This window comes from Rhodococcus sp. YH1 (genome assembly GCF_009939605.1).
Classification (GTDB): Bacteria; Actinomycetota; Actinomycetes; order Mycobacteriales; family Mycobacteriaceae; genus Rhodococcus; species Rhodococcus aetherivorans.
Genome location: NZ_WVTE01000284.1, coordinates 1 through 25,203 on the forward strand (window position 1 = coordinate 1; position 25,203 = coordinate 25,203).

The 25,203-nt window shown below is 70.8% G+C and carries 22 protein-coding genes, 1 tRNA gene, 1 rRNA gene and 2 pseudogenes; 11 read left to right on the forward strand and 15 right to left on the reverse strand.

Features of this window, described 5'->3' with window-relative positions; translation table 11 throughout:
• Positions 1–59: 59 nt before the first annotated feature.
• A pseudogene (locus AIIKEEIJ_RS33400) lies at positions 60–116 on the forward strand (hypothetical protein); the annotation flags it as partial.
• A gap of 33 nt (positions 117–149) precedes the next feature.
• On the opposite strand, the pseudogene AIIKEEIJ_RS29710 reads toward AIIKEEIJ_RS33400, so the two are convergent.
• Positions 150–734: pseudogene (locus tag AIIKEEIJ_RS29710) on the reverse strand (HAD-IC family P-type ATPase); the annotation flags it as partial.
• Positions 735–892: 158 nt separating this feature from the next.
• Here AIIKEEIJ_RS29710 and AIIKEEIJ_RS29715 point away from each other — a divergent pair.
• Complete coding sequence (locus tag AIIKEEIJ_RS29715; protein WP_006946406.1) at positions 893–1,309, forward strand: pyridoxamine 5'-phosphate oxidase family protein; 417 nt, start codon at positions 893–895, stop codon at positions 1,307–1,309.
• Between the two features lie 13 nt (positions 1,310–1,322).
• On the opposite strand, the gene AIIKEEIJ_RS29720 is transcribed toward AIIKEEIJ_RS29715, so the two are convergent.
• Positions 1,323–1,922, reverse strand: coding sequence for a LysE/ArgO family amino acid transporter (locus AIIKEEIJ_RS29720; RefSeq protein WP_029547076.1), 600 nt, complete (start codon positions 1,920–1,922; stop codon positions 1,323–1,325).
• Between the two features lie 72 nt (positions 1,923–1,994).
• On the opposite strand from AIIKEEIJ_RS29720, the gene AIIKEEIJ_RS29725 reads away from it, so the two are divergent.
• Positions 1,995–2,876 carry a LysR family transcriptional regulator ArgP gene (locus tag AIIKEEIJ_RS29725; protein ID WP_050034400.1) on the forward strand — a complete coding sequence of 294 codons (882 nt, stop codon included), beginning with the start codon at positions 1,995–1,997 and terminating at the stop codon, positions 2,874–2,876.
• Between the two features lie 163 nt (positions 2,877–3,039).
• Here the strand turns inward: AIIKEEIJ_RS29725 and AIIKEEIJ_RS29730 are convergent, their stop codons facing one another.
• Complete coding sequence (locus tag AIIKEEIJ_RS29730; RefSeq protein ID WP_161997190.1) at positions 3,040–4,227, reverse strand: helix-turn-helix domain-containing protein; 1,188 nt, start codon at positions 4,225–4,227, stop codon at positions 3,040–3,042.
• A 185-nt stretch (positions 4,228–4,412) separates the two neighbouring features.
• Between AIIKEEIJ_RS29730 and AIIKEEIJ_RS29735 the strand changes: the two genes are divergently transcribed.
• From AIIKEEIJ_RS29735 to AIIKEEIJ_RS29745, 3 genes are all read left to right on the forward strand, one after another.
• Positions 4,413–5,930 carry a flavin-containing monooxygenase gene (locus AIIKEEIJ_RS29735; RefSeq protein ID WP_006946415.1) on the forward strand — a complete coding sequence of 506 codons (1,518 nt, stop codon included), beginning with the start codon at positions 4,413–4,415 and terminating at the stop codon, positions 5,928–5,930.
• 14 nt (positions 5,931–5,944) lie between these two features.
• Positions 5,945–6,862 (forward strand): alpha/beta fold hydrolase, encoded by a 918-nt coding sequence (locus AIIKEEIJ_RS29740; RefSeq protein ID WP_161997183.1) that lies wholly within the window; start codon positions 5,945–5,947, stop codon positions 6,860–6,862.
• A gap of 256 nt (positions 6,863–7,118) precedes the next feature.
• Positions 7,119–8,351, forward strand: coding sequence for an MFS transporter (locus AIIKEEIJ_RS29745; protein WP_161997184.1), 1,233 nt, complete (start codon positions 7,119–7,121; stop codon positions 8,349–8,351).
• Positions 8,352–8,487: 136 nt separating this feature from the next.
• On the opposite strand, the gene AIIKEEIJ_RS29750 is transcribed toward AIIKEEIJ_RS29745, so the two are convergent.
• From AIIKEEIJ_RS29750 to AIIKEEIJ_RS29775, 6 genes are all read right to left on the reverse strand, one after another.
• On the reverse strand, positions 8,488–10,419 hold the full coding sequence (locus AIIKEEIJ_RS29750; protein ID WP_161997185.1) for an ABC transporter transmembrane domain-containing protein: 1,932 nt from the start codon (positions 10,417–10,419) through the stop codon (positions 8,488–8,490).
• Positions 10,416–12,143 carry an ABC transporter transmembrane domain-containing protein gene (locus AIIKEEIJ_RS29755; protein ID WP_161997186.1) on the reverse strand — a complete coding sequence of 576 codons (1,728 nt, stop codon included), beginning with the start codon at positions 12,141–12,143 and terminating at the stop codon, positions 10,416–10,418. The genes AIIKEEIJ_RS29750 and AIIKEEIJ_RS29755 overlap by 4 nt, the downstream gene beginning before the upstream one ends.
• Positions 12,144–12,225: 82 nt before the next feature.
• Entirely contained in the window at positions 12,226–14,568 is a 2,343-nt protein-coding gene (locus AIIKEEIJ_RS29760; RefSeq protein ID WP_029547067.1) for an MMPL family transporter, read from the reverse strand.
• A 37-nt stretch (positions 14,569–14,605) separates the two neighbouring features.
• Positions 14,606–15,220 carry an acyl-CoA-like ligand-binding transcription factor gene (locus AIIKEEIJ_RS29765; RefSeq protein ID WP_161997187.1) on the reverse strand — a complete coding sequence of 205 codons (615 nt, stop codon included), beginning with the start codon at positions 15,218–15,220 and terminating at the stop codon, positions 14,606–14,608.
• A gap of 78 nt (positions 15,221–15,298) precedes the next feature.
• The gene (locus tag AIIKEEIJ_RS29770) at positions 15,299–15,760 is read right to left on the reverse strand and encodes an RrF2 family transcriptional regulator (RefSeq protein ID WP_029547065.1); all 462 of its coding nucleotides are present in this window, start codon (positions 15,758–15,760) and stop codon (positions 15,299–15,301) included.
• 182 nt (positions 15,761–15,942) lie between these two features.
• Complete coding sequence (locus AIIKEEIJ_RS29775; RefSeq protein ID WP_161997188.1) at positions 15,943–16,941, reverse strand: ABC transporter permease; 999 nt, start codon at positions 16,939–16,941, stop codon at positions 15,943–15,945.
• A gap of 95 nt (positions 16,942–17,036) precedes the next feature.
• Here AIIKEEIJ_RS29775 and AIIKEEIJ_RS29780 point away from each other — a divergent pair, with 95 nt between their 5' ends.
• Positions 17,037–17,612: a TetR/AcrR family transcriptional regulator gene (locus AIIKEEIJ_RS29780; RefSeq protein ID WP_006944476.1), complete on the forward strand. Its 576-nt coding sequence runs from the start codon at positions 17,037–17,039 to the stop codon at positions 17,610–17,612.
• Between the two features lie 87 nt (positions 17,613–17,699).
• Complete coding sequence (locus AIIKEEIJ_RS29785) at positions 17,700–18,650, forward strand: sterol desaturase family protein (protein WP_029547063.1); 951 nt, start codon at positions 17,700–17,702, stop codon at positions 18,648–18,650.
• Positions 18,651–18,719: 69 nt separating this feature from the next.
• Here the strand turns inward: AIIKEEIJ_RS29785 and AIIKEEIJ_RS29790 are convergent.
• The 3 genes from AIIKEEIJ_RS29790 to AIIKEEIJ_RS29800 form a co-directional block, all read right to left on the reverse strand.
• A tRNA-Ser gene (locus AIIKEEIJ_RS29790) sits at positions 18,720–18,810 on the reverse strand.
• A 45-nt stretch (positions 18,811–18,855) separates the two neighbouring features.
• A complete protein-coding gene (locus tag AIIKEEIJ_RS29795) occupies positions 18,856–19,329 on the reverse strand; it encodes a nucleoside deaminase (RefSeq protein ID WP_006944474.1) in 474 nt (157 codons plus the stop codon).
• Positions 19,330–19,869, reverse strand: coding sequence for a tRNA adenosine deaminase-associated protein (locus AIIKEEIJ_RS29800; RefSeq protein ID WP_029547061.1), 540 nt, complete (start codon positions 19,867–19,869; stop codon positions 19,330–19,332).
• 48 nt (positions 19,870–19,917) lie between these two features.
• Here AIIKEEIJ_RS29800 and AIIKEEIJ_RS29805 point away from each other — a divergent pair, with 48 nt between their 5' ends.
• Both AIIKEEIJ_RS29805 and AIIKEEIJ_RS29810 read left to right on the forward strand, forming a co-directional pair.
• Positions 19,918–20,880: a prephenate dehydrogenase gene (locus tag AIIKEEIJ_RS29805; RefSeq protein WP_202917780.1), complete on the forward strand. Its 963-nt coding sequence runs from the start codon at positions 19,918–19,920 to the stop codon at positions 20,878–20,880.
• Complete coding sequence (locus AIIKEEIJ_RS29810) at positions 20,868–22,217, forward strand: amidase (RefSeq protein WP_065923170.1); 1,350 nt, start codon at positions 20,868–20,870, stop codon at positions 22,215–22,217. Before AIIKEEIJ_RS29805 ends, AIIKEEIJ_RS29810 begins: the two co-directional genes overlap by 13 nt.
• Positions 22,218–22,255: 38 nt before the next feature.
• Here AIIKEEIJ_RS29810 and AIIKEEIJ_RS29815 read toward each other — a convergent pair whose 3' ends face one another.
• Positions 22,256–22,867, reverse strand: a complete 612-nt coding sequence (locus AIIKEEIJ_RS29815; RefSeq protein ID WP_072633992.1) for a putative glycolipid-binding domain-containing protein — start codon at positions 22,865–22,867, stop codon at positions 22,256–22,258.
• 217 nt (positions 22,868–23,084) lie between these two features.
• Here AIIKEEIJ_RS29815 and AIIKEEIJ_RS29820 point away from each other — a divergent pair, with 217 nt between their 5' ends.
• Entirely contained in the window at positions 23,085–24,221 is a 1,137-nt protein-coding gene (locus AIIKEEIJ_RS29820) for a GIY-YIG nuclease family protein (protein WP_006944466.1), read from the forward strand.
• 81 nt (positions 24,222–24,302) lie between these two features.
• On the opposite strand, the gene AIIKEEIJ_RS29825 is transcribed toward AIIKEEIJ_RS29820, so the two are convergent.
• Both AIIKEEIJ_RS29825 and rrf read right to left on the reverse strand, forming a co-directional pair.
• Positions 24,303–24,911 carry a hypothetical protein gene (locus AIIKEEIJ_RS29825; protein ID WP_029547057.1) on the reverse strand — a complete coding sequence of 203 codons (609 nt, stop codon included), beginning with the start codon at positions 24,909–24,911 and terminating at the stop codon, positions 24,303–24,305.
• A 217-nt stretch (positions 24,912–25,128) separates the two neighbouring features.
• Positions 25,129–25,203: ribosomal RNA gene (gene rrf / locus AIIKEEIJ_RS34385) — 5S ribosomal RNA — on the reverse strand; the annotation flags it as partial.

Sequence of the window (25,203 nt, forward strand, 5' to 3'; positions counted from 1 at the left end):
CCGGCGAGTCCCAGCCCGTCGACAAGACCGTCGAACCCGTCGTCGACGAGCAGGCCCCGCTGGGCGACCGTGCCGACATGCTGTTCATGAACACCGACGTCACCCGCGGGCGGGGCACGATGGTGGTCACGGCCACCGGGATGCAGACCGAGATCGGCGCGATCGCCACCCTGCTCGTCGACGACGGGTTCGACGGTCTTGTCGACGGGCTGGGACTCGCCGGTGAGCGCGGACTCGGCGACCTGCAGCCGCGCGGCCCCGACGACCCGGCCGTCGGCGGGCACGGAGTCGCCGGCCTCGAGCAGCACGACGTCGCCGGGCACGAGTTCGGTGCGCGGCAGGTGCTGTTCACGGCCGTCGCGGCGGACGCGGGCGGTGTCGACCGCCATCTGTCGCAGCGCCTGCAGGCTGTTCTCGGCCCGGCGCTCCTGCACGTAGTTCAGGACGGTGTTGAGGGTGATGACGGCGAGGATGACGACGGGGGTCTCCCATTCGCGCGAGACCACGGCGCTGACCACGGCGGCGACGACGAGGACGAGGGTCATCCGGTCGGCGAGCAGGGCGAGCACCTTGCGCCAGCCGGGTACGGCTGCCGTTTCGGCGAGGGCGTTGGGCCCGTGCTCACGCCGGCGCTCCTCGACGACGTCGGAGGGCAGCCCGGCCGCGGGGTCGACGTCGAGTGCCGCCGCGACGTCGTCGGCGTCGCGGGTGTGCCACGTGGTGGCCAGGGTCATCTCGCACGCTCCTCGGTGGGGTGAGGTCGGGCGGCTCCCACGCTATCGATGTGACGGACACCGCGCGATTCGATGGACGATCCGCCTGTGCCGGGCGCGGATTCGTGATGTGCTGGAGGCGGTGATATCGAGGCGGACGCCGCCGGATCGGAGGAACCATGAGTGAGCCGAACGTCGACAACCCCGTCGTCGTCCTGAACGACGACGAGAGCTGGGAGCTGCTCGGCACCGAGCGGATCGGCCGGCTCGTGGTGGTCTCGGGCGGGCGGCCGGACGTCTTCCCGATCAACTACGCCGTGCGGGACAGGAAGCTGTACTTCCGTACCGCCGAGGGCAGCAAGCTGGTCGAGCTGACGGTGCACGCGGAGGTCGCCTTCGAGGCCGACCACGTGGAGCAGGACCGGGCCTGGAGCGTGGTGCTGCACGGACGGGCCCGGAATCTCGTGCACTACAACGAGATCCAGGAGGCCGAGGAGCTGGGGCTGCAGGCCTGGGTGCCCACCCCGAAGTACAACTTCGTCGAGGTCACCGCGAGCGAGATCAGCGGCCGCCGGTTCGCCCTGGTCAAGGGCTGACGCGGGCCCGGCGTCAGCCCGCCACCATGCCGACGCCGAGCCCGACCATGAGCACGGCGATGCCGCCGTCGAGCACGCGCCACGACGCGGGTTTCGCGAATACTCCGCGCAGCAGGCGGGCCCCGTAGCCGAGCCCGAGGAACCACACGACGCTGGCCAGGACCGCGCCGGCGCCGAACCACCAGCGCCCCGGGTCACCGTGGTGGTTGGCGACGGAGCCGAGCATGAGCACGGTGTCGAGGTAGACGTGCGGGTTGAGCCAGGTCAACGCCAGGCAGGTGGCCAGGGCTGCGCCGACGGTGAGGGAGCCGCCCGCCGCGGCGGTCAGGGCCGACGGGCGCAGCGCCCGCCTCGCCGCGAGCACGCCGTAGCCCACGAGGAACGCCGCCCCCGCCCAGCGGATCACCCCGAGCGCGCCGGGCACCCGGTCGAGCACGGTGGCGATGCCGGCGATGCCGGCGGCGATGAGAACCGCGTCGGAGAGCGCGCACACCGCGATCACCGGCAGCACGTGGCGTCGCGCGATCGCCAGGCGCAGCACGAAGGCGTTCTGCGCGCCGATCGCGACGATGAGCGACAGGCCGGTGAGGAATCCGACGGCGACGAGGTGCATGACACCCACGCTAGGAACCGCCCTCGATGAAGAACAGTTGATTTTTCTTCAGTACCGTTAGAGTTGCTTCATATGGATCTGGACTTCGCGCAGCTGCGGACCTTCGCCGCGGTGCTGGACGAGGGCACCTTCGACGGCGCGGCCGCCGTCCTGCGCGTCACCCCCTCCGCGGTGAGCCAGCGGATCAAGGCCCTCGAGCAGCAGGCCGGCCGGGTCCTGGTGCGGCGCACCCGTCCGGTGTCCGCGACCGCCGCGGGCGAGGCGGTGATGCGGCTGGCACGGCAGGTGGCGCGGCTCGAGCAGGACACCGCCGAGGCGCTCGGGCTGACCGCCGGCCGGGACGAGTACGTGTCGGTTCCCCTCGTCGTCAACGCCGACTCGATGTCGACGTGGATGCTGCGCGCCCTGGCCCGCATGCCCGAGCGTCATCGCGCGCTGTTCGAACTGCACCGCGAGGACGAGTACCACGCCCCCGCGCGCCTGCGGGACGGCACCGCGATGGCCGCCGTGACGTCGGTGCCCGAGCCGGTGCAGGGGTGCGTCTCCGAAAAGCTCGGCGCCATGCGGTATCACGCGATGGCGAGCGTCGACTTCGCGGACCGCTGGTTTCCCGGCGGCGCGGGCGCCGAGTCGCTGCGGCAGGCCCCGATGCTGAGCTTCGACCGCAAGGACGACCTGCAGGACCGGTTCCTGCGGCGCCGCACCCGGCGCCGGCTCGACCCGCCCCGGCACTACGTGCCCGGCGCCGCCGAGTTCGTCGAGGCCGCACGGCTCGGCCTCGGCTGGGGCATGCTGCCGGAACCGATGCTCACCGACACCGAAGGACTCGTCTTCCTCGACTCGGACGATCCGCTCGACGTACCGCTGTACTGGCAGCGGTGGCGGCTCGAGTCGCCGGTGCTCGACGCGCTCACCGACGCCGTCCGGCGGACCGCCCGGGAGGTGCTGCGCTGACAGTGAGGATGGGCGAGTGATCCAACTGGCTGCCAGCACCCGATACGGGCGAGTGCGACGTGACGCTGCGCCCCTACCGGCCCGACGCGAGCACTGCGGACGGAGGCGGGAACCCGCCGGGCGTCAAGACCGGTCCCTGCCCACCGACCGCGGGCGTTGTCCCTCAGTCACGGGCCAGGACTCGCGGCCCGATGTGGTGAGCCAACTCCAGCGCGAGCTCGACGGGAAGCCTGCGCTCGCCGGGGCGGTGGCCGAGCAGTTCGGTTGCGCGGCCGACACGCTGCAGGATGGTGTTGCGGTGGGTGTGCAGGCGTGCGGCGGCGCGAGGGGCGTTCTCGGCTTCCTCGAGGAACACCCGCAATGTCTGGCGGAGACGAGCCGCGCTGGGTGTGTCCGCAGCGAGCGGGCCCAGTGTTGTGGCGACGAATTCGGCCGCCCGGTCCAGGTCGCGAGCGGCCAACGTGGCGACCTCGAGCTCGCGGTAGAGCGCGACGCGGTCGCCGTCGCGTTGCCCGCTGACCAGGCGCTGAATGGCCAGCGCGGCGTCGTGTGATCGGCGGAAGCCGGTGATGCCCGCTCGGGTGGGGCCGACGGCGACCCGAATGTTCGACTGCGCCTTGGTGATTTCTCCGCGCAGTGTGCCGAGCGCGGGTTCGGATTCGGTGCCCAACCACGCCCACAGCGTCGAGGTGCCCGCGGGCAGTGTGAGGGGCGTGCGGGCGCCGGCGGCCTGGGCCAGCAGCGTCGCGGCAGACTCCAGTGCCCCCTGCGTCCCGCCCGCCGGTTCGGCCCACAGGACGAGTGCGGTGTGGCGGCGAGCGAGCTGGTATCCGAGGCGTTCGCCGGCTCGGCGGGGGTCGATCGGGGCGCCGTCGAGGATCAGGTGCACGGTCTCGGCGCGGCGGGCCAGCGCGCCGCCGAGCACCTCCTCGCGTTCCCGCTGGGCGTCGGCGATGACACGGCTCACGACATGGTCGACGTAATCGAACATCAGCTGCGAGGTGACCTCCAACAACTCCACGAACTGTGGCCCCGGCGGGACGATCCGTCCGGCATGAGCCAGAAACCGCTGCCAGGCGACGTTCTGGCCCCGGCGGTAGGCCTGGTAGATCACCTCGAGGTCGATGCCGCGGCGCACGACGGTGCGGACGACGTCGAGGGCTTCGGGCGGCACGTCGATCGGCGCGCCTCCGACGTCACGCCGAGCGAGGGTGGTCAGCAGGCGCGCGGCATTGGCGCGGTTGCTCGCCGACATCTCCGCGACGATCGCCGCGTCCGCGCCCAGCATCGGGACCACCGCCACCTCGGCGGCGTCCATCTCGGCGACGAGCTGATCGAGTTCACGCAGCATCAATTCGGCGACGTCACCGACGAGGGAAACAACTTCGGGTGCCACTGGCTCACGGAGCACGTACCAAGTGTGCCACAGCACACATATAGCTGCGAATAGTGTGCCGGCATACATGTCGACGGGTGCCGTTGCGGTCCTACTGTGAACGCCGTCACGCCCCAGCGCACCGCTCGAGGAGACCGACCATGAGCATCCCGACGACCACCGAGCCGACCGGTCGCCATACGGCAAGCACGCATTTCGACGTCTTGATCGTCGGCGCCGGCATTTCCGGCATCGGCGCGGCGTATCACCTCCAGACACGCCGTCCCGGTACGACGTTCGCAGTCCTGGAGGGCCGGGATTCGATCGGCGGCACGTGGAGCCTGTTCCGCTACCCGGGCATTCGCTCGGACTCGGACATGCCGAGTTTCGGCTACGGGTTCAAGCCGTGGACGCATCGGAAGTCGATCGCAGACGGGCACATCATCATGGATTACCTGAGGCAGACCGTCACCGAGAACCGTCTCGACCAGCACATTCGTTTCGGCTACCGGGTTATCGGCGCAGAGTTCTCCTCGGCGGACGGATACTGGACCGTCACCGCGCAATCGTCCGGCAGCGCCGAGCACGTGCACTTCACCGCGCGATTCCTGTTCCTGGGCACCGGCTACTACGACTACGAGGAAGGCTTCACGCCCGACATCGAGGGTGTGGAGGAGTTCGCGGGCCGGCTGATCCACCCGCAGCACTGGCCCGAGGACCTCGACTACGCCGGCAAGCGCGTGGTGGTCATCGGCTCCGGCGCGACCGCCGTGACGCTGATCCCGTCGATGGCCGGCAAGGCCGGTCATGTCACGATGCTGCAGCGCTCGCCGAGCTACGTGTTCTCGATACCGGCCGAGGACGCGATCGCGAACACCCTGAACAAGGTGGTCGGTCCCACCCGAGCGCACCGGATCGTCCGGCGCAAGAACATCATGCTCAACCGCGGGATCTACAAGGCCTGCCAGCGCGCGCCCAAGCTCATGCGCAAGCTGTTGATCGCCGATGTGCGCCGGCAGCTGCCGAAGAGCTTCGACGTAGACACCCACTTCACCCCGCGTTACAACCCATGGGACCAGCGCCTGTGCATGGTCCCCGACGGGGATCTGTTCAAGGCGATATCCGCCGGGCAGGCCTCGGTGGTGACCGACCGGATCAAGCGGTTCACCGAGGAGGGGATTCTGCTGGAATCGGGTCAGGAGTTGGCCGCCGACATCGTCGTCACGGCGACCGGACTCAACATGACACCGTTCGGCAAGATCGCACTGAGCGTGGACGGGCGGCGCGTGAACCTGCCCGACACCACGGTCTACAAGGCGATGATGTTGTCCGGTGTGCCGAATCTCGTGTTCGCGCTGGGCTACACGAACATCTCCTGGACCCTCAAGGTGGACTTGGTGTGCGAGCACTTCTGCCGACTGCTCGACTACATGGACAGCCACGGCTACGGCACCGTCGAACCAGTGCTCGACGATCCGCACATGGACCGTGTCCCCGTGGTCGAGATGAGCTCGGGATATGTCCAGCGGGCCGTCGCGAAGTTCCCGCGCGGCGGCACCAGCGGCCCGTGGACGGTACAGATGGCCTACGAGAAGGACGTCGAGCGGCTGCGTCGCGGGCCGGTCGAGGATCCGGCGCTCGAGTTCGCGCCCAGCCGCACGGCTGCCGTCGCGTCGTAGGAACGGAGCGACCGATGAAGAAGGACCTGACCTTCCCCAGCCACGGCGTCGCCTGCGCCGCCTGGCATGTTCCGGCTACCTCCGCCGTGCTGGCCGGCACGGCCGGCCGGCCGTGTGTGGTGATGGCACACGGCTTCGGCGGCACCCGAGACACCGGCCTGATCGGCTATGCCGACGGGTTCGCCGACAGCGGCATCGACGTATTGGTCTTCGACTACCGCGGCTTCGGCGCCTCGGAAGGAACACCGCGCCAGGATGTTTCCTTCCGGCGTCAGCGCCAGGACTATCACGCGGCGATCGCCGCCGCCCGTCACCTGCCCGGCGTGGACGCCGATCGAATCGCGTTGTGGGGAACGTCGTACTCCGGTGGTCATGTCGTCGCAGTCGCCGCGCAGGACAGGCGCGTCGCGGCAATCGTATCGATGACCCCCGCGACCGACGGACTGGCAGCCGCGATGCAGATCGCCCGCTACGCCGGAGCCGGTCAACTGGTGCGCACCACCGGCCACGGGTTGCGCGACCTCGCTCGCCGGATTACCGGACGCCGGCCGCACCACATCCCGGTGGTGGCGCGGCCGGGAAAGGTGGCGATCATCAGCGCCTCCGGCGCCGAGGAGGCCTACACCTCGATCGCCGGACCGACGTGGCGCAACGAAATCTGCGCGCGCACAGCACTGGAGGTGGCCGTGAACCGGCCCATCACCGCTGCCGGCCGCCTTGGCTGCCCAATCCTTGTGCAGGTGGGCACACACGACCGTGTCGCACCGCCCGTCGCCGCGCGCAGGACCGCGAAGAGGGCAGGGGCCACTGCACTGTTGTGCGAGTACCCCGTCGATCACTTCGACGTCTACGACGGTCCTTGGCAACAACGGATGCTGCGTGACCAGCTCAGCTTCCTGATCCGCGCCCTCGATCCGGCGCGGCCCTGCTGATCGTCACCGTTCCCCCGAGCTGCTCGCGCTCGACGCCCATGACATTCCGATGGTGCGCGACTCGCTCGGCGGAGAGTCGAGATCTACCACGTCCTGTGCAGTGCACACGTTCACACGTTCACACGTTCACACGTTCACACGTTCGAGCATCGGGCCCTGACCGCAGCCGCTCGACATCCCTCGGAGCATCCACCGGTGCGTCCCGAGCGGCCGGTCGGTTAGCGTGACGGGTCCGGCCCCGGCGAGAGGACGAACGATGACCACAGCAGCACCTGCACCGGCACGACAGCTGAGCCGGGCCCTGGCCGGCGTGCTGGCCGTCCTCGTCACCACCGGGTGGGCGGCGAACCACTTCGCCGCGATGATCCCCGTCCTGCGCGAGCACGAAGGCCTCTCGCGCGCGCTGCTCGACGGGGTGTTCGGCATCTATGCGCTCGGGCTGCTGCCCGGTCTCGTCGGCGGCGGCGCACTCTCGGACCGGACCGGCCGTGCGGCGGTCGTCCTCCCCGGTGCGACGATCGCCCTCGTCGGCACCGTGCTGCTGCTCGTCCGGCACGACGCCGCCGGACTCGTCGCGGGCCGCCTCGTCGTGGGCATCGGCGCGGGCCTGGCCATCGGTGCGGGCACGGCCTGGGCCACCGACCTGCGCGGGAAGGTCGGCACGGTGCTCGCCGGCGTCGCGCTCAGCTCCGGATTCGCCCTGGGGCCTTTCGTGTCCGGTCTGCTCGCCGAGTTCGGCCCCCGGCCGCTGTCCCTGCCGTTCATGCTCTCGGCCGCGTTGTCGGCCGCGGCCGTCACCGCCGCGACGGTGTGGAGCCGGCCGGCCCACTACGCGGCGGCGGACCTGCAGCCGGTCGTGCCGGGACACGGACGGTCGGTGGCCGGTGCGCTGTCCTGGTCACTGCCGCTGGCACCCTGGGTGTTCGCCTGCGTCACAGTCGCTTTCGTGACGTTTCCGGCCCGGGTCGCGAGCGCGTACGCGGGACCGGCGCTGACCGGGGCCGCGGCGCTGCTCGCCCTGGGCTCCGGGATCGTCGTGCAGGCCGTGGCCCGTCGGCGGGAGTGGGGCCCGCAGGCCGGGACGGCCGGCGCCGTCCTCGCCGGACTCGGGTTCCTCCTCGTCGGCGCCGGCGGGGCGCACCCGCCGCTGTGGCTGCTGCCCGTCGCGGCACCCGTGCTCGGGGTGGCCTACGGGCTGTGCCTGCGCGAGGGCCTGCTCGACCTGGAGTCGCTCGCGCCGAAGACCTCGCGCGGGACGCTGACCGGCGTCTTCTACGTCGGCACCTACCTGGGCTTCGCGCTGCCGCTGCTGCTCGTGCTGTTCGAGCCCACCACCGGCGCGAGCCTGCCGCTGTTCGTGCTCGCCGTCCCGGCGTTCGCGGTCGCGCTGGTACGGGCCCGCCGGCTGGCCGTCGCCGAGCACCCCCGCGCCGTCGACGCGCCGCGCAGCCGCGGCGAATCGTCGCGGACGGAAGGACACCGGCCATGACCACGCGACATGCCTGACCTCCGATCCGCCCGCCTCGTCGGAAATTCGCTCGCCGCTTCGGAATCCGCTCCTGCAATTGCGTGGGCGGATCCACGACCGGCGCGACTATCCTGCCGGCGTCCGCCTCGCCTGGCGGTCATTCCACGAGGGCGCGGAACTGCGCGTCGTACAACCGGAAGTAGGCGCCGCCGGCCTCCAGGAGCTCGTCGTGCGTGCCCTGTTCCACGATGCGCCCGTGCTCCATCACCACGATCCGGTCCGCGTCGCGGATGGTCGACAGCCGGTGCGCGATCACGAAACTGGTGCGGTCCCGGCGCAGCACCGCCGTCGCGTGCTGCACGAGCAGCTCGGTGCGGGTGTCGACCGAGCTGGTGGCCTCGTCGAGGATCAGGATGGACGGCTGCGCGAGGAAGGCGCGGGCCGTGGTGATCAGCTGCCGCTCCCCCGCGCTGATGTTGCCGGCGTCCTCGTCGATCACGGTGTCGTAGCCGTCGGGCAGGGAACGCACGAACCGGTCGACGTAGCTGATGCGGGCGGCCTCGAGGATCTGGTCCTCGGTGGCGTCCGGCCTGCCGTAGGCGATGTTGTCGCGGATGGTGCCCCCGAAGAGCCAGGTGTCCTGCAGCACCATCCCGATACGCGAGCGCAGCTCGTCGCGGCTCATGGTCGTGATGTCCACGCCGTCGACGAGGATTCGTCCCGAATCCAGTTCGTAGAAGCGCAGGATCAGGTTCACCAGGGTGGTCTTGCCCGCGCCGGTGGGCCCGACGATCGCGACCATCTGCCCCGGCTCGACGCGCAGGTCGAGATGCTCGATCAGCGGTCGCTCCAGCAGGTACGAGAACGAGACGTCCTCGAACTCGACCAGGCCGTGCCGCCCCCACGGGGTGACGGGGGCAGGCGAGTCGGGCTCCTGTTCGGGTTCGTCGAGGATCTCGAACACCCGCTCGGCGGACGCCGCCGCGGACTGCAGCAGGTTGACCATCGCGCCGATCTGGCCGAGCGGCTGACCGAGCTGCCGCGAGTACTGGATCAGGGCCTGCACCTCGCCGAGGCTGACGGTGCCCGACGCGACCCGCAGCCCGCCGAGCACGGCGATCGCGACGTAGCTGAGGTTGCTCATGAACATCACCAGCGGCATCACCAGACCGGAGACGAACTGGGCGCGGAACCCGGCCCGGAACAATTCGTCGTTGGTCTCGGTGAAGCGACGCTCGACCTCGGCGGTCCGGCCGAAGGCGGTGACGAGTTCGTGGCCGGTGAAGGCCTCCTCGATCTGGCCGTTGAGGTTGCCGGTGGCCTTCCACTGGGTCACGAAGTGCCGTTTGGACCGCTTCGCCACCACCGCGGTCACCACCACCGACGCCGGCACCATGAGGATCGCGACGAGCGCGAGCAGCGGCGAGATCCACACCATCATCACGACGAGCCCGAGCAGGGTGAGCACCGACAGCACCAGCTGGCTGATCGACTGCTGCAAGCCCTGCGAGATGTTGTCGATGTCGTTGGTGACGCGGCTGAGCAGATCACCGCGGGAATGGGAGTCGAAATAGCGCAACGGCAGCGCGTGCACCTTGCGTTCCACCCGGGATCGCAGATCGCGGATGACGCGCTGCACGATCTCGTTGAGCCCGTACGCCGCCAGCCAGATCAGGCCCGACGACAGCAGGTACAGCGCGAGCACGAACACGAGGGTGCGGCCGAGGGCGGCGAAGTCGATGCCCGCGCCCGGCACGAGCGACATGGCCGACACCATCTCCGCGAACTGGTCGCGTCCCTGCGCCCGCAGCGCCTCGACCGCCTGTTCCTTGGATAGCCCGGCGGGCAGCTGACGGCCGATCACCCCGCTGAAGATCAGGTCGGTGGCGTGGCCGAGAATGCGGGGCGCCACCGAGGACGCCACCACCCCGAGCACGGCCAGGACGAGCACCACGGCCGCGGCCCACCGGTGCGGCCGCAACAGGCCGACGAGCCGTTTGGTGGCCGGCCACTTCTGCCGTGCCCGGTTCTCCGGCGCGCCCGGGTCCACACCCCCGAGCCGCGGCCCCGCCTCCTTGCGCTCGGTCATGCGGTCACCATGCGCTGCGACTCGACGATCTCGGTGTAGGTCGGGCAGCTCGCGAGCAGTTCCAGATGCGTGCCCGAGCCGACGACGGCCCCGCCGTCGAGTACGACGATGCGGTCGGCGTCGAGCACCGTGGACACCCGTTGCGCGACGACCACAACGCACGCATCGCGGGTCTCCGGGAACAGTGCCTCCCGCAGCCGCGCGTCGGTGGCCTGGTCCAGGGCCGAGAACGCATCGTCGAACAGGTAGATCGACGGCCGGCGGACCAGAGCCCGGGCGATGGCCAGGCGCTGGCGCTGCCCGCCCGAGACCGTGGTGCCGCCCTGGGCGACGAGGGTGTTCAGCCCCTCCGGCATCGCCCGGACGAAGTCCGCGGCCTGTGCAACCTCGAGGGCGTGCCAGAGCTCGTCGTCGGTCGCGTCGGCGCGGCCGTACCGCAGATTGTCGGCGACGGTGCCGGAGAACAGGTAGGCCCGCTGCGGCACGAGACCGATCGCCGCGCGCAGCACCTGCGGGTCCAGGTCACGCACATCGGTGCCGCCCACCAGGACCGAGCCGGCGGTGACGTCGATCAGCCGCGGGATCAGCCGCAGCAGGGTCGTCTTGCCGGAGCCGGTACCGCCGATCACGGCGGTCGTGCTGCCGGGCTCGGCCCGGAACGTCACGTCGCGCAGGACGGGCGCGTCGGCGCCGGGATACGCGAAGGCCGCACCCCGCAGCTCGAGGGTCACGGGGGTGGCGAGGGTGCGGACGGGCCGAGCCGGCGCCGGCAGCGACGATTCGGTGTCGAGCACGTCGAGGATCCGCTCGGCACACACCGCCGCGCGCGGCGCCATCATCGCCACGAACGACGTCATCATCACCGCCATGAGGATCTGCATGATGTAGCTCAGCAGCGCGGTGAGGGATCCGACCTGCATGTCACCGGTGTCGATCCGGTGGCCGCCGAACCACAGCACGGCCACGCTCGTGGCGTTGGCGATGAGCATCACGAGCGGGAACAGCAGGGCGTTGATGCGGCCGACGTGCAGGGCCGTGTCGGTCAGTTCCACGTTGGCGACCTCGAACCGGTCCCGTTCGGTGCGCTCGCGCACGAACGCCCGCACCACGCGGATGCCGGTGATCTGTTCGCGCAGTACCCGGTTGACGGCGTCGATGCGCACCTGCATCACCCGGAAGGCGGGCACCATCCTCGCGATCAGGACGAACATGGTGACCGCGAGGACGGGAACGGCAGCGACGAGCACCAGCGACGTGCCGGCGTCCTCGCGCAGCGCCATGACGATGCCACCGATACCCATGATCGGGGCCATCACCACGATGGTGCAGCTCATCAGCACGAGCATCTGCACCTGCTGCACGTCGTTGGTGTTGCGGGTGATGAGCGACGGCGCGCCGAACCGGCCGAACTCGCGGGCGGAGAATCCGCCGACGCGCCGGAGCACGGCGAGCCGCACGTCGCGGCCGACGGCCATGGCGGTGCGCGCCGCGAAGTACACCGAACCGATCGAGCAGCCGATCTGCACCGAGCTGATCGCCAGCATCACCGCGCCGGTGGTGAGGATGTACCCGATGTCGCCGCGGGCGACGCCGTAGTCGATCAGGTCGGCGTTGAGCGCCGGCAGGATCAGCATGGTGCCGGTGGCCACCATCTGCAGCAGCACCACCGCGATCAGCGCCCCCCGGTGAGGGCGCAGGAACCGCGGGAGCAACCGGACCAGCATGATCACCACGCTACCGGTGCAGCGGCCCGGTTCCCGGCACCTTTTCCGCCCGCGAGGGAACGGAAAAGGCGCCCGGGTCCGGTCATGTGTGCGCCGGCTCGCGGCTGGGCTCGGGGACGGTCAGCTCGCGGCGGAGCTTCTCGCCCTCGACGTCCACGTTCGGCAGGATGCGGTCCAGCCACGTCGGCAGCCACCAGGCCTTGTCGCCGAGCAGCGCCATCACCGCGGGGATGATCACCATGCGCACGACGAACGCGTCGAAGAACACGGCGGCGGCGAGCGCGAAGCCGATCGACTTGATGAACGAGTTCGGCTCGGCGATGAAGGCGGCGAACACCGAGATCATGATGACCGCCGCCGCGGTGACCACCCGGGCACCGTGGGCGAATCCGATCCGCACGGCCTCCTTCGCGGACGCGCCGTGGACGAACTCCTCCCGCATGCGGGTCACCAGGAAGACCTGGTAGTCCATCGCCAGGCCGAACACCACGCCGATGAGGAAGATCGGCATGAAGCTGACGATCGGCTGCGGGTTGGAGACCAGCCCGCCCCAGCCCTCCTGGAAGACCGCGACGGTCGCGCCGAACGTCGCCAGGACGCTGAGCAGGAATCCGAGGGTCGCGGTCAGCGGCACCAGGATCGACCGGAACACGAGCATCAGCAGGATGAACGCGAGTCCGACGACCACCGCGAGGTACGGGACGAGCGCGCTCTGCAGGGTCTCGGACACGTCGCCTTCGAGGGCGGTCTGTCCGGTGATGCCGTAGGAGACGCCGATCTCGTCGTGCAGCTGGGCCTCCTGGTCGCGGATGCTCGACACGAGGTCCATCGTCGCCGGCTCGCTGGGGCCCGACCGGGGGGTGACCATGATCTGCGCGGTGTCACCGGCCTGGTTGACGGCCACGATCTGGGCGTTGACCACCTCGTCCTGCTCGTACAGGCGCTGCACGACCTCCCCGAACGCCTGCTGCGGCGCGACGGTGGCCTCGCGGGCGTCGGCGACGACGAGCAGCGGGCCGTTGCGGCCGGGACCGAACGCCTCGTTCACGAGGTCGTAGGCCTGACGGGCGCTGGTCTTCGGGTCGCCGGTGGCCTCGGTGGGCAGGGCGAGCTGCAGGTTCGCGCCGGGCAGCGCGAGGATGCCGAGCAGCAGCACGCCGGCGACGAGCGGGATCAGCGGCTTGCCGGTGGCCCAGCGGATGTAGCGCTGGGCGGCGCTCGGCCTGTCGGTGTCGGCCTCCGGGTCGTGGTCCTTCAGGCCCGGGATGCGGCCGGCGAACGCCTTGCGGCCGAACAGGCCGAGGATCGCCGGCAGCAGGGTGATCGCGATGAGCACGGCGATGAACACCGTGAATGCGGCCGCGTAGCCCATGGCGGACAGGAACGGGATCCCCACCACGCTGAGGGCCATCAGGGCGATGATCACGGTCAGGCCGGCGAACACGACGGCGGAGCCGGCGGTGCCCACGGCACGTCCGGCCGCCTCGGCACGGTCGGCGGTGACGGTGATCTCGTGCCGGAACCGGGAGACGATGAACAGCGAGTAGTCGATCGCGACGGCGAGACCGATCATGATCGCCAGCGTCGGGGTCATCGAGCTCAGGTCGGCGAAACCGGTGGCGATGGTGATGCCGAGGCTGCCGATGGCGATGCCGATGATGGCGGTGATCAGGGGCAGGCCCGCGGCGACGAGCGAGCCGAAGGTGATGGCGAGGACGACGGCGGCGATGCCGATGCCGATGAGTTCGGTGACGCCGCCGGGCATCTCGGCCTCCGCGGCGGCGGTGCCGCTGACCTGGACGTTCAGGCCCGCGTCCCGGCCGATCTCCGCGGCCGCGGCGATCTGCTCGCGCATCGTGTCGTCGACGTCGCCGAAGCCGCCCTCGAACGGGACGGTGACGAATCCGACGGTGCGGTCCGGGCTCAGTGGCGACAGCGCGGCCGCGTCGGCGAGCGCGGTCTCCTCCGGCTTGCCCTGTTGCTCGGCGGCGGCCTTCATCTGTTCGACGAGACCGGCGTTCGCGGTGACGGGGTCGACGAGGACGGCGGCCTGCTGCTCGGGGGTGGCGACGGCCGGATCGATCTTGGCGGCGGCGGTCACCTTGTCGATCCCGCGGATCGCCGCCAGCACCTCGTTCATCGCCGCGAGGTTCTGTGGTTCGTCGAGGGTCCCGCCGTCGGGGGCGGCGAACACGTAGCGCGCGCTGAGCGCGTTCATCGGGTCCGCGGCGTTCGGGAACCGTTCGGCGAGCAGGTCCTGCGTCTGCTGCGCGGGAGTGCCGGGGATGGAGAACGAGTCCGTTGTCGGCCCGGACAGGGTGGCCGCACCCACGCCGAAGAGGACGAGGATCGCCAGCCAGAGGGAGAGGACCGTGCCTTTTCGCCGATAGGCGAACTTGCCGATCCGATAGAGATAGGTCGCCACGGGGAACCTCGTCTTCCGGATGTGTCGTGCAGGTGTCTTAGGAAAGGCCTTGCCGCAGCTGCCCGAAGGCGGCACGGACGAGTTCCTCGGGGGAAGCCGCCCCCGAAGTGCCGGCGAGCCACAGTTCGACTGCCGACTTCATGGCCGAGACCGCGGCGTAGCGGACCAGGCTCGGGTACAGGTCGACCCGGGGATCGGTGCCGGTGCGCTCGGCGATGGCCTCGACGAGCAGTTGCGAGGCGCGCACTTCCATCTCGACGCGGCGCGCCAGCAGTGCCGGGCTCTGATCGACGAGTTCCATGGTCGAACACAGCTCGACGAAGTCGCCGTCCGGCTCCGAAACGATCTGCCGGGCGACGGCTTCCATGGAGTCCCATACGGGTTCCCCGGCGGGCCGTGAGTGCAGGCGCCCGACCCAGGAGTGCACCAACCCCTCGAGATGCGCGAGGAAGGCCTCCTCCTTGCTCGCGAAGTAGTTGTGGAAGGTGCGGGTGGACACGCCCGCCTTCGCGGCGATGGCGTCGGCGGTGACGCCGTCGATGCCCTTGGCGCGGGCAAGGTCGGCCGCGGCGGCAACGAGCGCTGCCCGCGTGGCGGCCTTCTTGCGGTCACGCAGTCCGGGCGGATTGGTCACGTCTTCCACGGTACGCATCTTGCAGAGCCCTGCAAATTTGCAGAGAACTGCAAGAATATGCGTTTGCCCACACCGCCCCGGGCGTTGTGGCAGCGCTCACGTGCGCCGGCGCTCCCAGGCGCCCGGATCGGCGGTCAGGTCGGCCACGAACCGCGGAAGATCGTCCGCGACGACGTCGGCGAGGGTGACCTCCTCGAGGACGGCCCGCAGATTCACCCGCACCGCGATCCATACGTCGCGCAGGCGTTCGGCGGGGCCGGTGTAGACCACATCCTCGGGCCGCTCGCCGCGCACCGACGCGAGCGGGCCTTCCACGGTGCGAATGATGTCCGCGATGGAGATCTCGTCGGCCGGGCGGGCCAGCCAGTACCCCCCTTCGGGGCCGCGACGGCTGTGCACCAGTCCGCCGCGGCGCAGATCCCCGAGGACCGCCTCGAGGAACTTGTGCGGGATGCGCTGCGCCCGGGCCAAGCCCTCCGCCTTAGCGGGCGCCTCGCCGGCCGCCGCGAGTTCGAGCAGGGTGCGCACGGCATAGTCCACCCGGGCGGTGATATGCACGTCGCACTCCTCGGTTCGCGCCTGGCCGCCGGGCGCCGGCGGACACACGATTCCTACCAAACCGGAGGGAAAGCGCGCGACGCGGCCGCGGTCATGCGGCGGTGCGACTGCGGTCATGCGGCGGTGCGACTGCGGTCATGCGGCGGTGCGACTGCGGTCATGCGACGACGGTGCAACTGCGGTCATGCGACGACGGTGCGACGACGTGCCGACGCCGCGCACAGTGCGAGCCCGGCGACGACCCATGCGCTCAGCACCAGCACCGCCGTCCCGCCGCCGTGCCCGTCGAAGAAGGCCACCGAACGGACCAGCGTGCTGGCGGCGCCGGGTGGCAGCAGCTGACCGAAGGTGCCCCACCCCTGCGGCAGCCACGCTGCGGTGGTCGCGAAGCCCGACAGCGGGTTGCCGACGAACATCATCAGGACCGCCCCGGCACCGAAACCGGGCAGCCCGAAGAGCGACTCGAGGCCGAGCAGTGGCAGCGAGACGGCGGCCAGGCCCAGCGTGAGCGCTCCGGCGGTGGCCCAGTAGTTCCCGGTCAGGCTGCCGAACCCGAACTGCAGGACGGCAGTGAGGGTCAGCCCCGCGAGCACCGCGAAGCCGACCGCGCCGAACACGCGCAGGCCGACCCGCCGGGGGAACAGCCGGACGAGGGCGATCGCGGGCACCAGACCGCCCAGGACCAGCGGCAGGGCCAGCGAGTTCAGGCCGGCCCCCGCCGGGTCGTCGGCCGGCAGCGGCACGACGTCGCGCACGGGAACGGGTCGGCCGACGGCCTCCGACAGGCCGGTGGCCGTGGCGGTGAGAACCTGAGCGACGGGGGCGCCGCCGGCCCCGGCGACATACATCGCGGGCCCGTCCGGCCCGACGGCGAGGCCACCGACGACCTCGCGGTGCTCGATGGCGCTGCGCAGCGCCTCCGCGTCGGCGTACCGCTGCGGCGCGAACGCACCGGGCCGGGCACCGGAGAGGCCGGCCTCGATCTGGGCGACGGCCTGGTCCGGCCCGGCGATGCCGATCTTCAGCGCGTGCGGGCCGCTGTTCACGGCGGGCGCGGCGAATGCGAACAGCATCAGGGCGATGACGGCGGTGAGCGCGAGCACGACGCCGGCGACGCGTACCGCGTCCGGCGGGGCGTGCCGCGCCGTGGAGGTGTCCGGGGAGGAGGTCGGGGCAACCATGACGGCTCCTTGAAGTGGAGGATTGTTCTCCGTTTATGTGGAGTATATTCCTCCGGTAGGAGCGGGGTGTCAACCCGCCGAACACAGGAGATCCCATGCGCGCCGATGCCGCCCGCCGCCGCGAGGCCCTGATCCTCGCGGCCCGCGACGTGCTCGCCGAACGCGGGCACGACGCCCCCCTCGATGCCATCGCCGAGCGCGCCGGCGTCGGCATCGCCACCCTCTACCGCAACTTCCCCACCCGCGACGATCTCGCGCACGCCGTGGCCCGTCGCACCCTCGACGAGGCGGGCGCGGCGGCGGATCGCGCCCTCGCCGCGATGACGTCGGACCCCGAACGTGCCTGGGCCGAATTCGTCGACACCGCCGTCCGGCTGCGGCTCGGCGCCCTGATCCCGGCTCTCATCGTCGAGAGCTACCGGGAACTGCCCGACGACGTCCTCGAGATCCGGGAGGGCACCAAGGCGCGCGTCACCGAGCTCGTCCACGCCGCACAGCAGGCCGGCCTCGTCCGCGACGACGTCCAGCCGATCGAGGTGATCATGGCGGTGGCCCGGCTGACCCGCCCCCACGTGCGGTTCGTCGACGACGTCGTGCCCGCCCTCGTGCCCCGGATGATCGCGATCTACCTCGCCGGCCTGCGTCCGGACGGGCGGCCGCTCCCGCAGTGACCGCTCGGCGGCCCCTCGCCCGCCGTAGTGACCGTCACCACATTCCGGTAGATTGGACGCCTGTTCACATCACTCCCGGAGGACCGAATGTGGGAGACCCTGACGGCGTCCTGGGCGTCGCTGCTCGAGCCCCTGCACGACCCCGTCGCGTTGGCCATCCCGGCGTTCCTGCTCTTCCTCGCCCTCGAATGGGCCGCCGCCCGCACGCTCGAGCACGTCGAACCCGGCGACGACGGGCACACCCGTCCGCCGCGCGGCGGCTACGAGGCCATCGACGCGCGCACGAGCATCTCCATGGGATTGGTCTCCATCGGCACCAGCGCCGCCTGGAAGGTGCTGGCCCTCGTCGGCTACTCGGCGATCTGGGTGTACCTCGCACCGTGGCACCTACCGGCGGACGCCTGGTACACGTGGGCGATCCTGATCCTCGGCATCGACCTGCTCTACTACTGGTACCACCGGACAGCGCACCGGGTGCGGCTCGTGTGGGCCACCCACCAGGCACACCACTCGAGCGAGTACTTCAACTTCGCCACGGCCCTGCGCCAGAAATGGAACAACAGCGGCGAGATCCTCATGTGGCTGCCGCTGCCCTTCCTCGGCATCCCGCCGTGGATGGTGTTCGTCGGATTCTCCGTCTCGCTCGTGTACCAGTTCTTCGTGCACACCGAGCGGGTGGGCACGCTGCCCCGGCCCGTCGAGTTCGTGTTCAACACCCCGTCACACCATCGTGTGCACCACGGGTGCGACCCCGAATACCTCGACCGCAACTACGGCGGCATCCTGATCCTGTGGGACCGCCTGTTCGGTACCTTCCGCCGCGAGACCCACCGCCCCACGTACGGACTCACCAAGCCCGTCGGCACCTACAACATCTGGCGGCTGCAGACGCACGAGTACCAGGCCATCGCCCGCGACTGGCGGGCCGCCACGAGGTGGCGCGACAAGCTCGGCTACGCGTTCGGCCCGCCCGGCTGGGCGCCGCAGCGACCGACCACCGTCGCGAGTGCGCAGTTGTCGTCACGACACGCCGGGTGAAGCGACTGGACCTGCGCATTCGACGAACGAAAACGGCCCCGATCCGGTCAATCGGATCGGGGCCGTTCTTGGCGGTGGCGGAGGGATTTGAACCCTCGGACGGGGGTTACCCGTCACACGCTTTCGAGGCGTGCTCCTTAGGCCGCTCGGACACGCCACCGCCCACGACTTTACCGGATTCGGTCCCGGAGTTGAAATCCGCAGGTCACCGGCGTTCGGCGAGACGCTGGGCCCGGAAGAAGTCCTCGAGCACCGCCGCGCATTCGTCCTCGAGCACGCCGCCGCGCACCTGTGGGCGGTGGGTGAGCCGACGATCACGCACCACGTCCCACAGCGACCCGACCGCACCCGTCTTGGGCTCCCATGCCCCGAATACCACGCGGTGCACCCTGGCCAGCACCAGCGCGCCCGCACACATCGTGCACGGCTCCAGCGTCACGGCCAGCGTCGTGCCCTCGAGCCGCCAGCCGTCGCCGTGCACCTTCGCCGCCGCGCGCAGCGCCAGCACCTCCGCATGAGCCGTCGGATCGCCCGTGGCCTCCCGCGAATTCGCCGCACGGGCCAGCTCGGTCCCGTCCGCATCGAACAGCACAGCACCCACCGGCACGTCGCCGGCCGGCGCCGCGGCGGCCGCCTCCAGCGCGGCCCGGATCATCGCCTCGTCGTCGCGCAGGCCCATCTAGGGGCGCAGCTTGTCCAGCGTCGTGGCGAGGACGTCGTCGAATCCCAGCCGCTGGGCGATCTCCTCGATCTGCTCGTCCGGATACAGATCGGACTCGGCGGCGATCACCGCCAGCACCGGCTCCGGCAATCCCAAGTCCGCGAGAATCCCCAGATCGCCCTCCTCCCACGGCTCGATGTCGTCGAGCTCGTCGGGGTCGATATCCGGGATTTCGATGTTCAACGCGTCGAGCACGTCGGCGGCGATGTCGTAGTCGATGGCCATGGTCGCGTCGGACAGCAGCAGACGCGTGCCCGACGGGGCGGGCCGGACGATGACGAAGAACTCGTCGTCCACGTTGAGCAACCCGAAGATCGCGCCGGTGCTGCGCAGCTCGCGCAGCTCCCGGTCGGCCACCTCGAGGCTCGTCAACACCGCCGCCGACAGTGCCTTGCACTTCCAGCGACCGTCCTCCCGCGTCACGGCGACCCCGAACCCGTCGAGGTCCTCAGTCGAACTCACGGAAGGGCTCTTGTTCCCCGCACGCTGCGCAGCCATGGGCGCAACGGTAGTCGGCGCAGTCCCGTGAATGAAGTCCAGCGGGCGATGTGCCAACCTGTTCGGGTGCCCACCTCCGCGTCCACCCCGCCCGTGTGTGTGCTCGGCCTCGGCCTGATCGGCGGATCGTTGCTGCGTGCGGCCGTCGCCGCGGGTCGCGAGGCCTGGGGATACAACCGGTCGGCGGAGCCCGTCGAGGCCGCGCGGGCCGACGGATTCGACGCCTCCACCGACCTGCCGGCCACGCTGCGGCGCGCCGCGGAATCCGACGCCCTCGTCGTCGTCGCCGTGCCCGTGCCCGCGGTGGACGCGGTGCTCGCCGCCGTCGCCGAGCACGCCCCGCACGCCGCGCTGACCGACGTGGTCAGCGTCAAGTCGCAGGTCGCCGCCGCTGTCGCCGCCCACGGGCTGTCCGCCCGCTTCGTCGGCGGCCATCCCATGGCCGGCACCGCCGAGTCCGGCTGGTCGGCAGGATTCGCGGAACTGTTCCGCGACGCGGTGTGGGTGGTCACCGTGGACGACGGCACCGACCCCGTGGTGTGGACGCAGGTCGCCGATCTCGCCCTCGACTGCGGTTCCGTCGTCGTGCCCGCCGAATCGGGTGAGCACGACGCCGCGGTCGCCCGCGTCTCGCACCTGCCGCACCTGCTCGCCGAGGCACTGGCGCTGTCCGGGGCCGCCGGAGGCGACCTGGCGCTGGGCCTGGCCGCCGGCTCGTTCCGCGACGGCACCCGCGTCGCCGGGACGGCACCCGCGCTGGTCGACGCGATGTGCGAGGGCAACGCCACGGCGCTGCTCACGACCCTCGACGAGACCCTCGAGGTGCTGCGCCTCGCCCGCGAGCGACTCGCCGACGGCAGCACCGCCGAGCTGACCGCCGCCGGTCACGCCGCCCGGCGACGATTCGAGCAGCGCGCACGGCGGCCCGTCACCGGCATCGTCCCCGGCGATGCCGACTGGATCGCCCGGCTGCGCGAGTCCGGCCGCCGCGGCGAGGTGTGGACGCGGTGACACTGCGCGACACCACGGCGGCACTCGCGAAAGGCGAACTGACCGCCACCGGCCACGTCCGGCAGGTGCTGGCCGACCTCGACGCCCTCGACGGCACACCGTGGTCGAACCTCGTGGCCGCTCGCAACGACGCCGCCGCCCTCGAGTCCGCCGCTCGCGCCGACGCCGAGCTCGCGGCCGGCAACTGGATCGGCCCGCTGCACGGTGTCGCCGTCGCCGTCAAGGACAACATCGACGTCGCCGGGATGCCGACGCGGTGCGGCAGCAACGTCCTCGCCGACGCACCGCCGGCCGCACGGGACGCCAGGATCGTCGAGCGGCTCCGCGAGGCCGGCGCCGTCGTGGTCGCCAAGACGCACCTGCACGAGTTCGCGTACGGGCCGAGTGGCCTGGTCAACGCGTCCGGACCGGCCCGGCACCCGCACGATCCCACCCGGATCACCGGCGGCTCGTCCTCGGGGTCGGCGGCGCTCGTCGCCAAGGGCATCGTGCCGCTGGCGCTGGGCACCGACACCGGATGCAGTGTGCGGACCCCGGCGGCACTGTGCGGCGTCGTCGGCCTCAAGCCCACCCGCGGCGCGTTGCCGGTCGACGGGGTGTTCCCCCTGTCCACCACCTTCGACCACGTGGGCCTGCTCGCCCGCGACGTCCTCGACGCCGGACTGGCGTGGGGTGCGCTGCCCGGGATCGCACACCTGCGCACGCCCGTCTCGGGTCTGCGGGTCGGGCGGCTGCGCGGCGGCCTCTGGGACGTGCCCGACGCCGCATTCGAGTCCGCGCTCGACGACGCCTGCCGCACGCTCGCCCACCTCGGTGCGGAGGTACGGGACGTGACGCTGCCGGAGACCGACGACCTGCTCGCCGTGTATCCCGTCGTCACCGGCTCGGAGGCGTACGAAACCCATCAGCGCTGGTTCGAGAACGACCCGGACCTCTACCAGCCGGCCACCGCGGCGCTGCTCGCGGCTCAGCGGGACCGTCCGGCGACGGACTACGTGCGGGCCGTGCGAACGGCCGCCCGGCTGCGCCGCGACGTCCTGCGCCGGCTACGCCGCGACGACGGGCTCGACGCCCTGATCACCGTCACCACCCCGCTGCGATCGGCCGCACTCGACAGCGACCCCGCCGCGCTCCGGGGGCCGCTGTTGCAGATGTGCATCCCGTTCAGCGTGCTCGGCGTACCTGCGGTGTCGGTTCCCGCGCCGGGCGGCGGGGACTTTCCCATCGGCGTACAGGTGATCGGATTGACCACCGGGACCGGCGGGCACGGCAGTCACCCCGGAGAGTCCACGGCCCTCGCACTGGCGATGGCAGTGGAGGGCAGCGCCCTCTCCTGAAACTGCGAGGGCAGCGCCCTCTCCTGAAACAGCCCGGCCTAGATCCGCCCCGCCAGACCGGGGTAGTCCACGACGAAACCGTCGCCGTCCACCGTCACCGATGAACTGGAGACCGGGGACAGGACGTGGATGCCGTCGGCCGCGCTGCTGTAGACGAGGGTGGCCTCCTCGATGCCGAGGTCGAGCAGGTTCACGTAGACGACCGGCACCTCGAGTTCGTCCGCGCCGGACTGCAGCCCGTAGCGGCGGATCGGCAGCGCATTGAAGAACGGGCTGAGGATGACATCGACGTCGAGTGCCCCGCCGAACGCCGAACGCTGGTGCTGGGTGCCGTTGTCGACCATCCAGATGCCCTCCTCGGACCGGCTGATCGACATGTGCCTCTCGCCGGCGGCCACGGTCGTGCGCACCGACAACCGGCGCGTCACACCGTTCTCGTCGGTCACGAGGTCGTACGACGCGCTGAACGCGGGGTGCTCCGCGCACTGCGCGCCGACGATGCGACCCGCCGCCTTGATGCGACTGCCGCTCAGTTGGACACGCACCGACTCCATCCGAGGAACGTCGTACGCCCGCCACGTCAGAATCGCGGGCCAGTTCGATGCTGGGCTCGCCGCAGACCGCGCGGCATCGGGGACTGGGATGCTCACGTGTCTACGTTAAGCGACGAGCCACCCCCAGGGAGCAGGGGTGCCGTGAATCGTGCCCTTCGTGTAGCCGACGACTACGGTGAACGTGGCGATCGTCACACCACGGGCGCGTGTCCGCGGCACCAAGACGCGGTTGCCGGGCGGTGACCACCGGCGTTGTGCAGCGCGTTTGAGCACGCAACCCGCTACCCGCAAGAGACTGGCCTACAGTCGCCTCATGCGTACCGTGTGGACAGTTCCTCAGAACATCGCCCAGATCCTCCTGGAGTCCCCCGAGATCCAGATGTTCCTGACCAGCAACGAGCTGCCCGATACCGCCGCGGACCCTCGTCAGCGCCTCGCCGAGTTCACTCGTGCGCTCGCCGCCCTGGCCCGCCACACCGGACGCGCCTTCGGCTCCGTCGATGCCGCCAACCGCGAACTGTTCGGCGGCTCCGCCGGCACCGTACCGGTCGCCTTGCGCCTCGCCGTCCTGCGCGAGATCGTCACCGACGTCGACGACCGCACCCCCACCCCGGACCCGCTGCCGGCGATGGTCGTCGAACAGCTCGGTGCCTATGTGTACGCCCTCGTCGATCCGCGCGACCACACCGTCCTGCACGTCGGACAGGGCCGCGGAAACCGCCTGTTCGCCTTGACCTGGACGGCACTCGGCGAAAACCACAAGCTCACCGCCGGCGGCGAGGCCCCGCCCGCCCACACCCCCGAAGCCGACGCGGCTGTGCACCGGATCCGTGCCGTCTACGACTCCGGCTACTCCGTGGGCCACTACGTCGTGGCCGACCGGGTGGCCCCGGCGGTCGACGCCGACCACGCCGCCGGCTTCACCGCGCAGGCCCTGGTCTCGGTGCTGGGGCTGCTCGAACCGCACGACGGCGAACTCGTGCTGACCAACCTCGTCGGCGCGACCGAGGAATCCGACCGGGTGGCCCACCCCATCGAGGAGCTGATACGTCAGTACTCCGCGGAGGCCGCACCCGAGCTGCCCACCCCGTGCGTCGTGCTGCGGATCACGGATGCGAAATCGGCTTCCCCCGAACAGGTCCGAGGACTCGCCGACCGTCCGTGGCCGGCCGGAGCCGCGGCACGCCGGGTCGACGGACTGCCCATCCTGGTGGTGGCGGACAACATCGTGCGCGGCGCCTACCGGGCCACCGGCTGGGAAGCGGCATCCCGCACCGAGGACAACGGCGGCACCATCCTCTACCGCTTCCTCGGCGACGCCGATCCCGAACTCGAGAAGCTCTTCGTCGACACCCGTCTGACGCCGGATCGGCTGGGACTCAAGCGCTGGCCGTCCCACGGCTGGGCGCCGCGGCTCACGCGGGCCCTGCCCCACCGGCCGAGGCCCTGACACTGCGGAACGGTTGACACTGCGGGGCGGTCCGGGCCGTGCCACCACGGCCCGGGCTTCCCTACTGTCGGCTGAGCCGGCTCACCTGCCGCTCGGGGTGAGAATGGGCTCGTGCAGGTCGTAGTAGTGCACGTCGCCGAGCAGGCGCATCTCCTCCTCCAGAAGCGGCCGCAGATCGTCGGGAATCTCCATCCGTTCGTGGGCCCGTGCCTCCTCCTCGGACGAGAAGTACACCGTCTCGACGTACCCGTCGTCACCGTAGGTGGCGAGCGTGCCGCCGATGATCTCGGGCCGCAGCTCATGCACCCGGTCCTGACCCTCGGCGAGCAGACTCTTCATCCGCCCGAGATCGGGGCAGTGCCCCTCCATGACCTGTACGAATCCTGCAGTGTCCGAGCCACCTTCCATCCACACCTCGACGTCACGGCAGTCGTGGACGGTGATCTCCCCGTCGAAGCACTGCTCGGCCTCGGCCCACCACGCGCCCTGCTCCGGACGTTCGCTGTTGCGGCGGGCCGCCTCCTCCGACTCGAACCGCGCCACCGACACGAAGGTGCCGTCGTCGCTGAATCCCGACGTGCTACCCAGATAGCCCACTGCGCCCGGGCGCAGCTCGTCCGTCCACCGCTGCAGGCAGGCCTTCAGTCCCTGCTCGTCGCGAACCGTCCCCTGCCAGACCTGAATGAACATCACTATCGCCTCCACGTGCGGGACAAGCCCGCACCCAACGGCTTCCGTGGCCGACCCGTTGCCGTCCACCGTCGGCGTCACCCGACGGCCGGCAATCGCGACCACCGTAGATTCAATGATTCGCCTGTGCCGGAGCACGGACAAGAGGGAGCCGGACCGGAACATGCGGAAATGCCGGAAGCCCCCCAACGAGGTTGGGGGGCTTCCGGTAACGGGTGTTCGGCGGTGTCCTACTCTCCCACACCCTGTCGGGTGCAGTACCATCGGCGCTGGAGGGCTTAGCTTCCGGGTT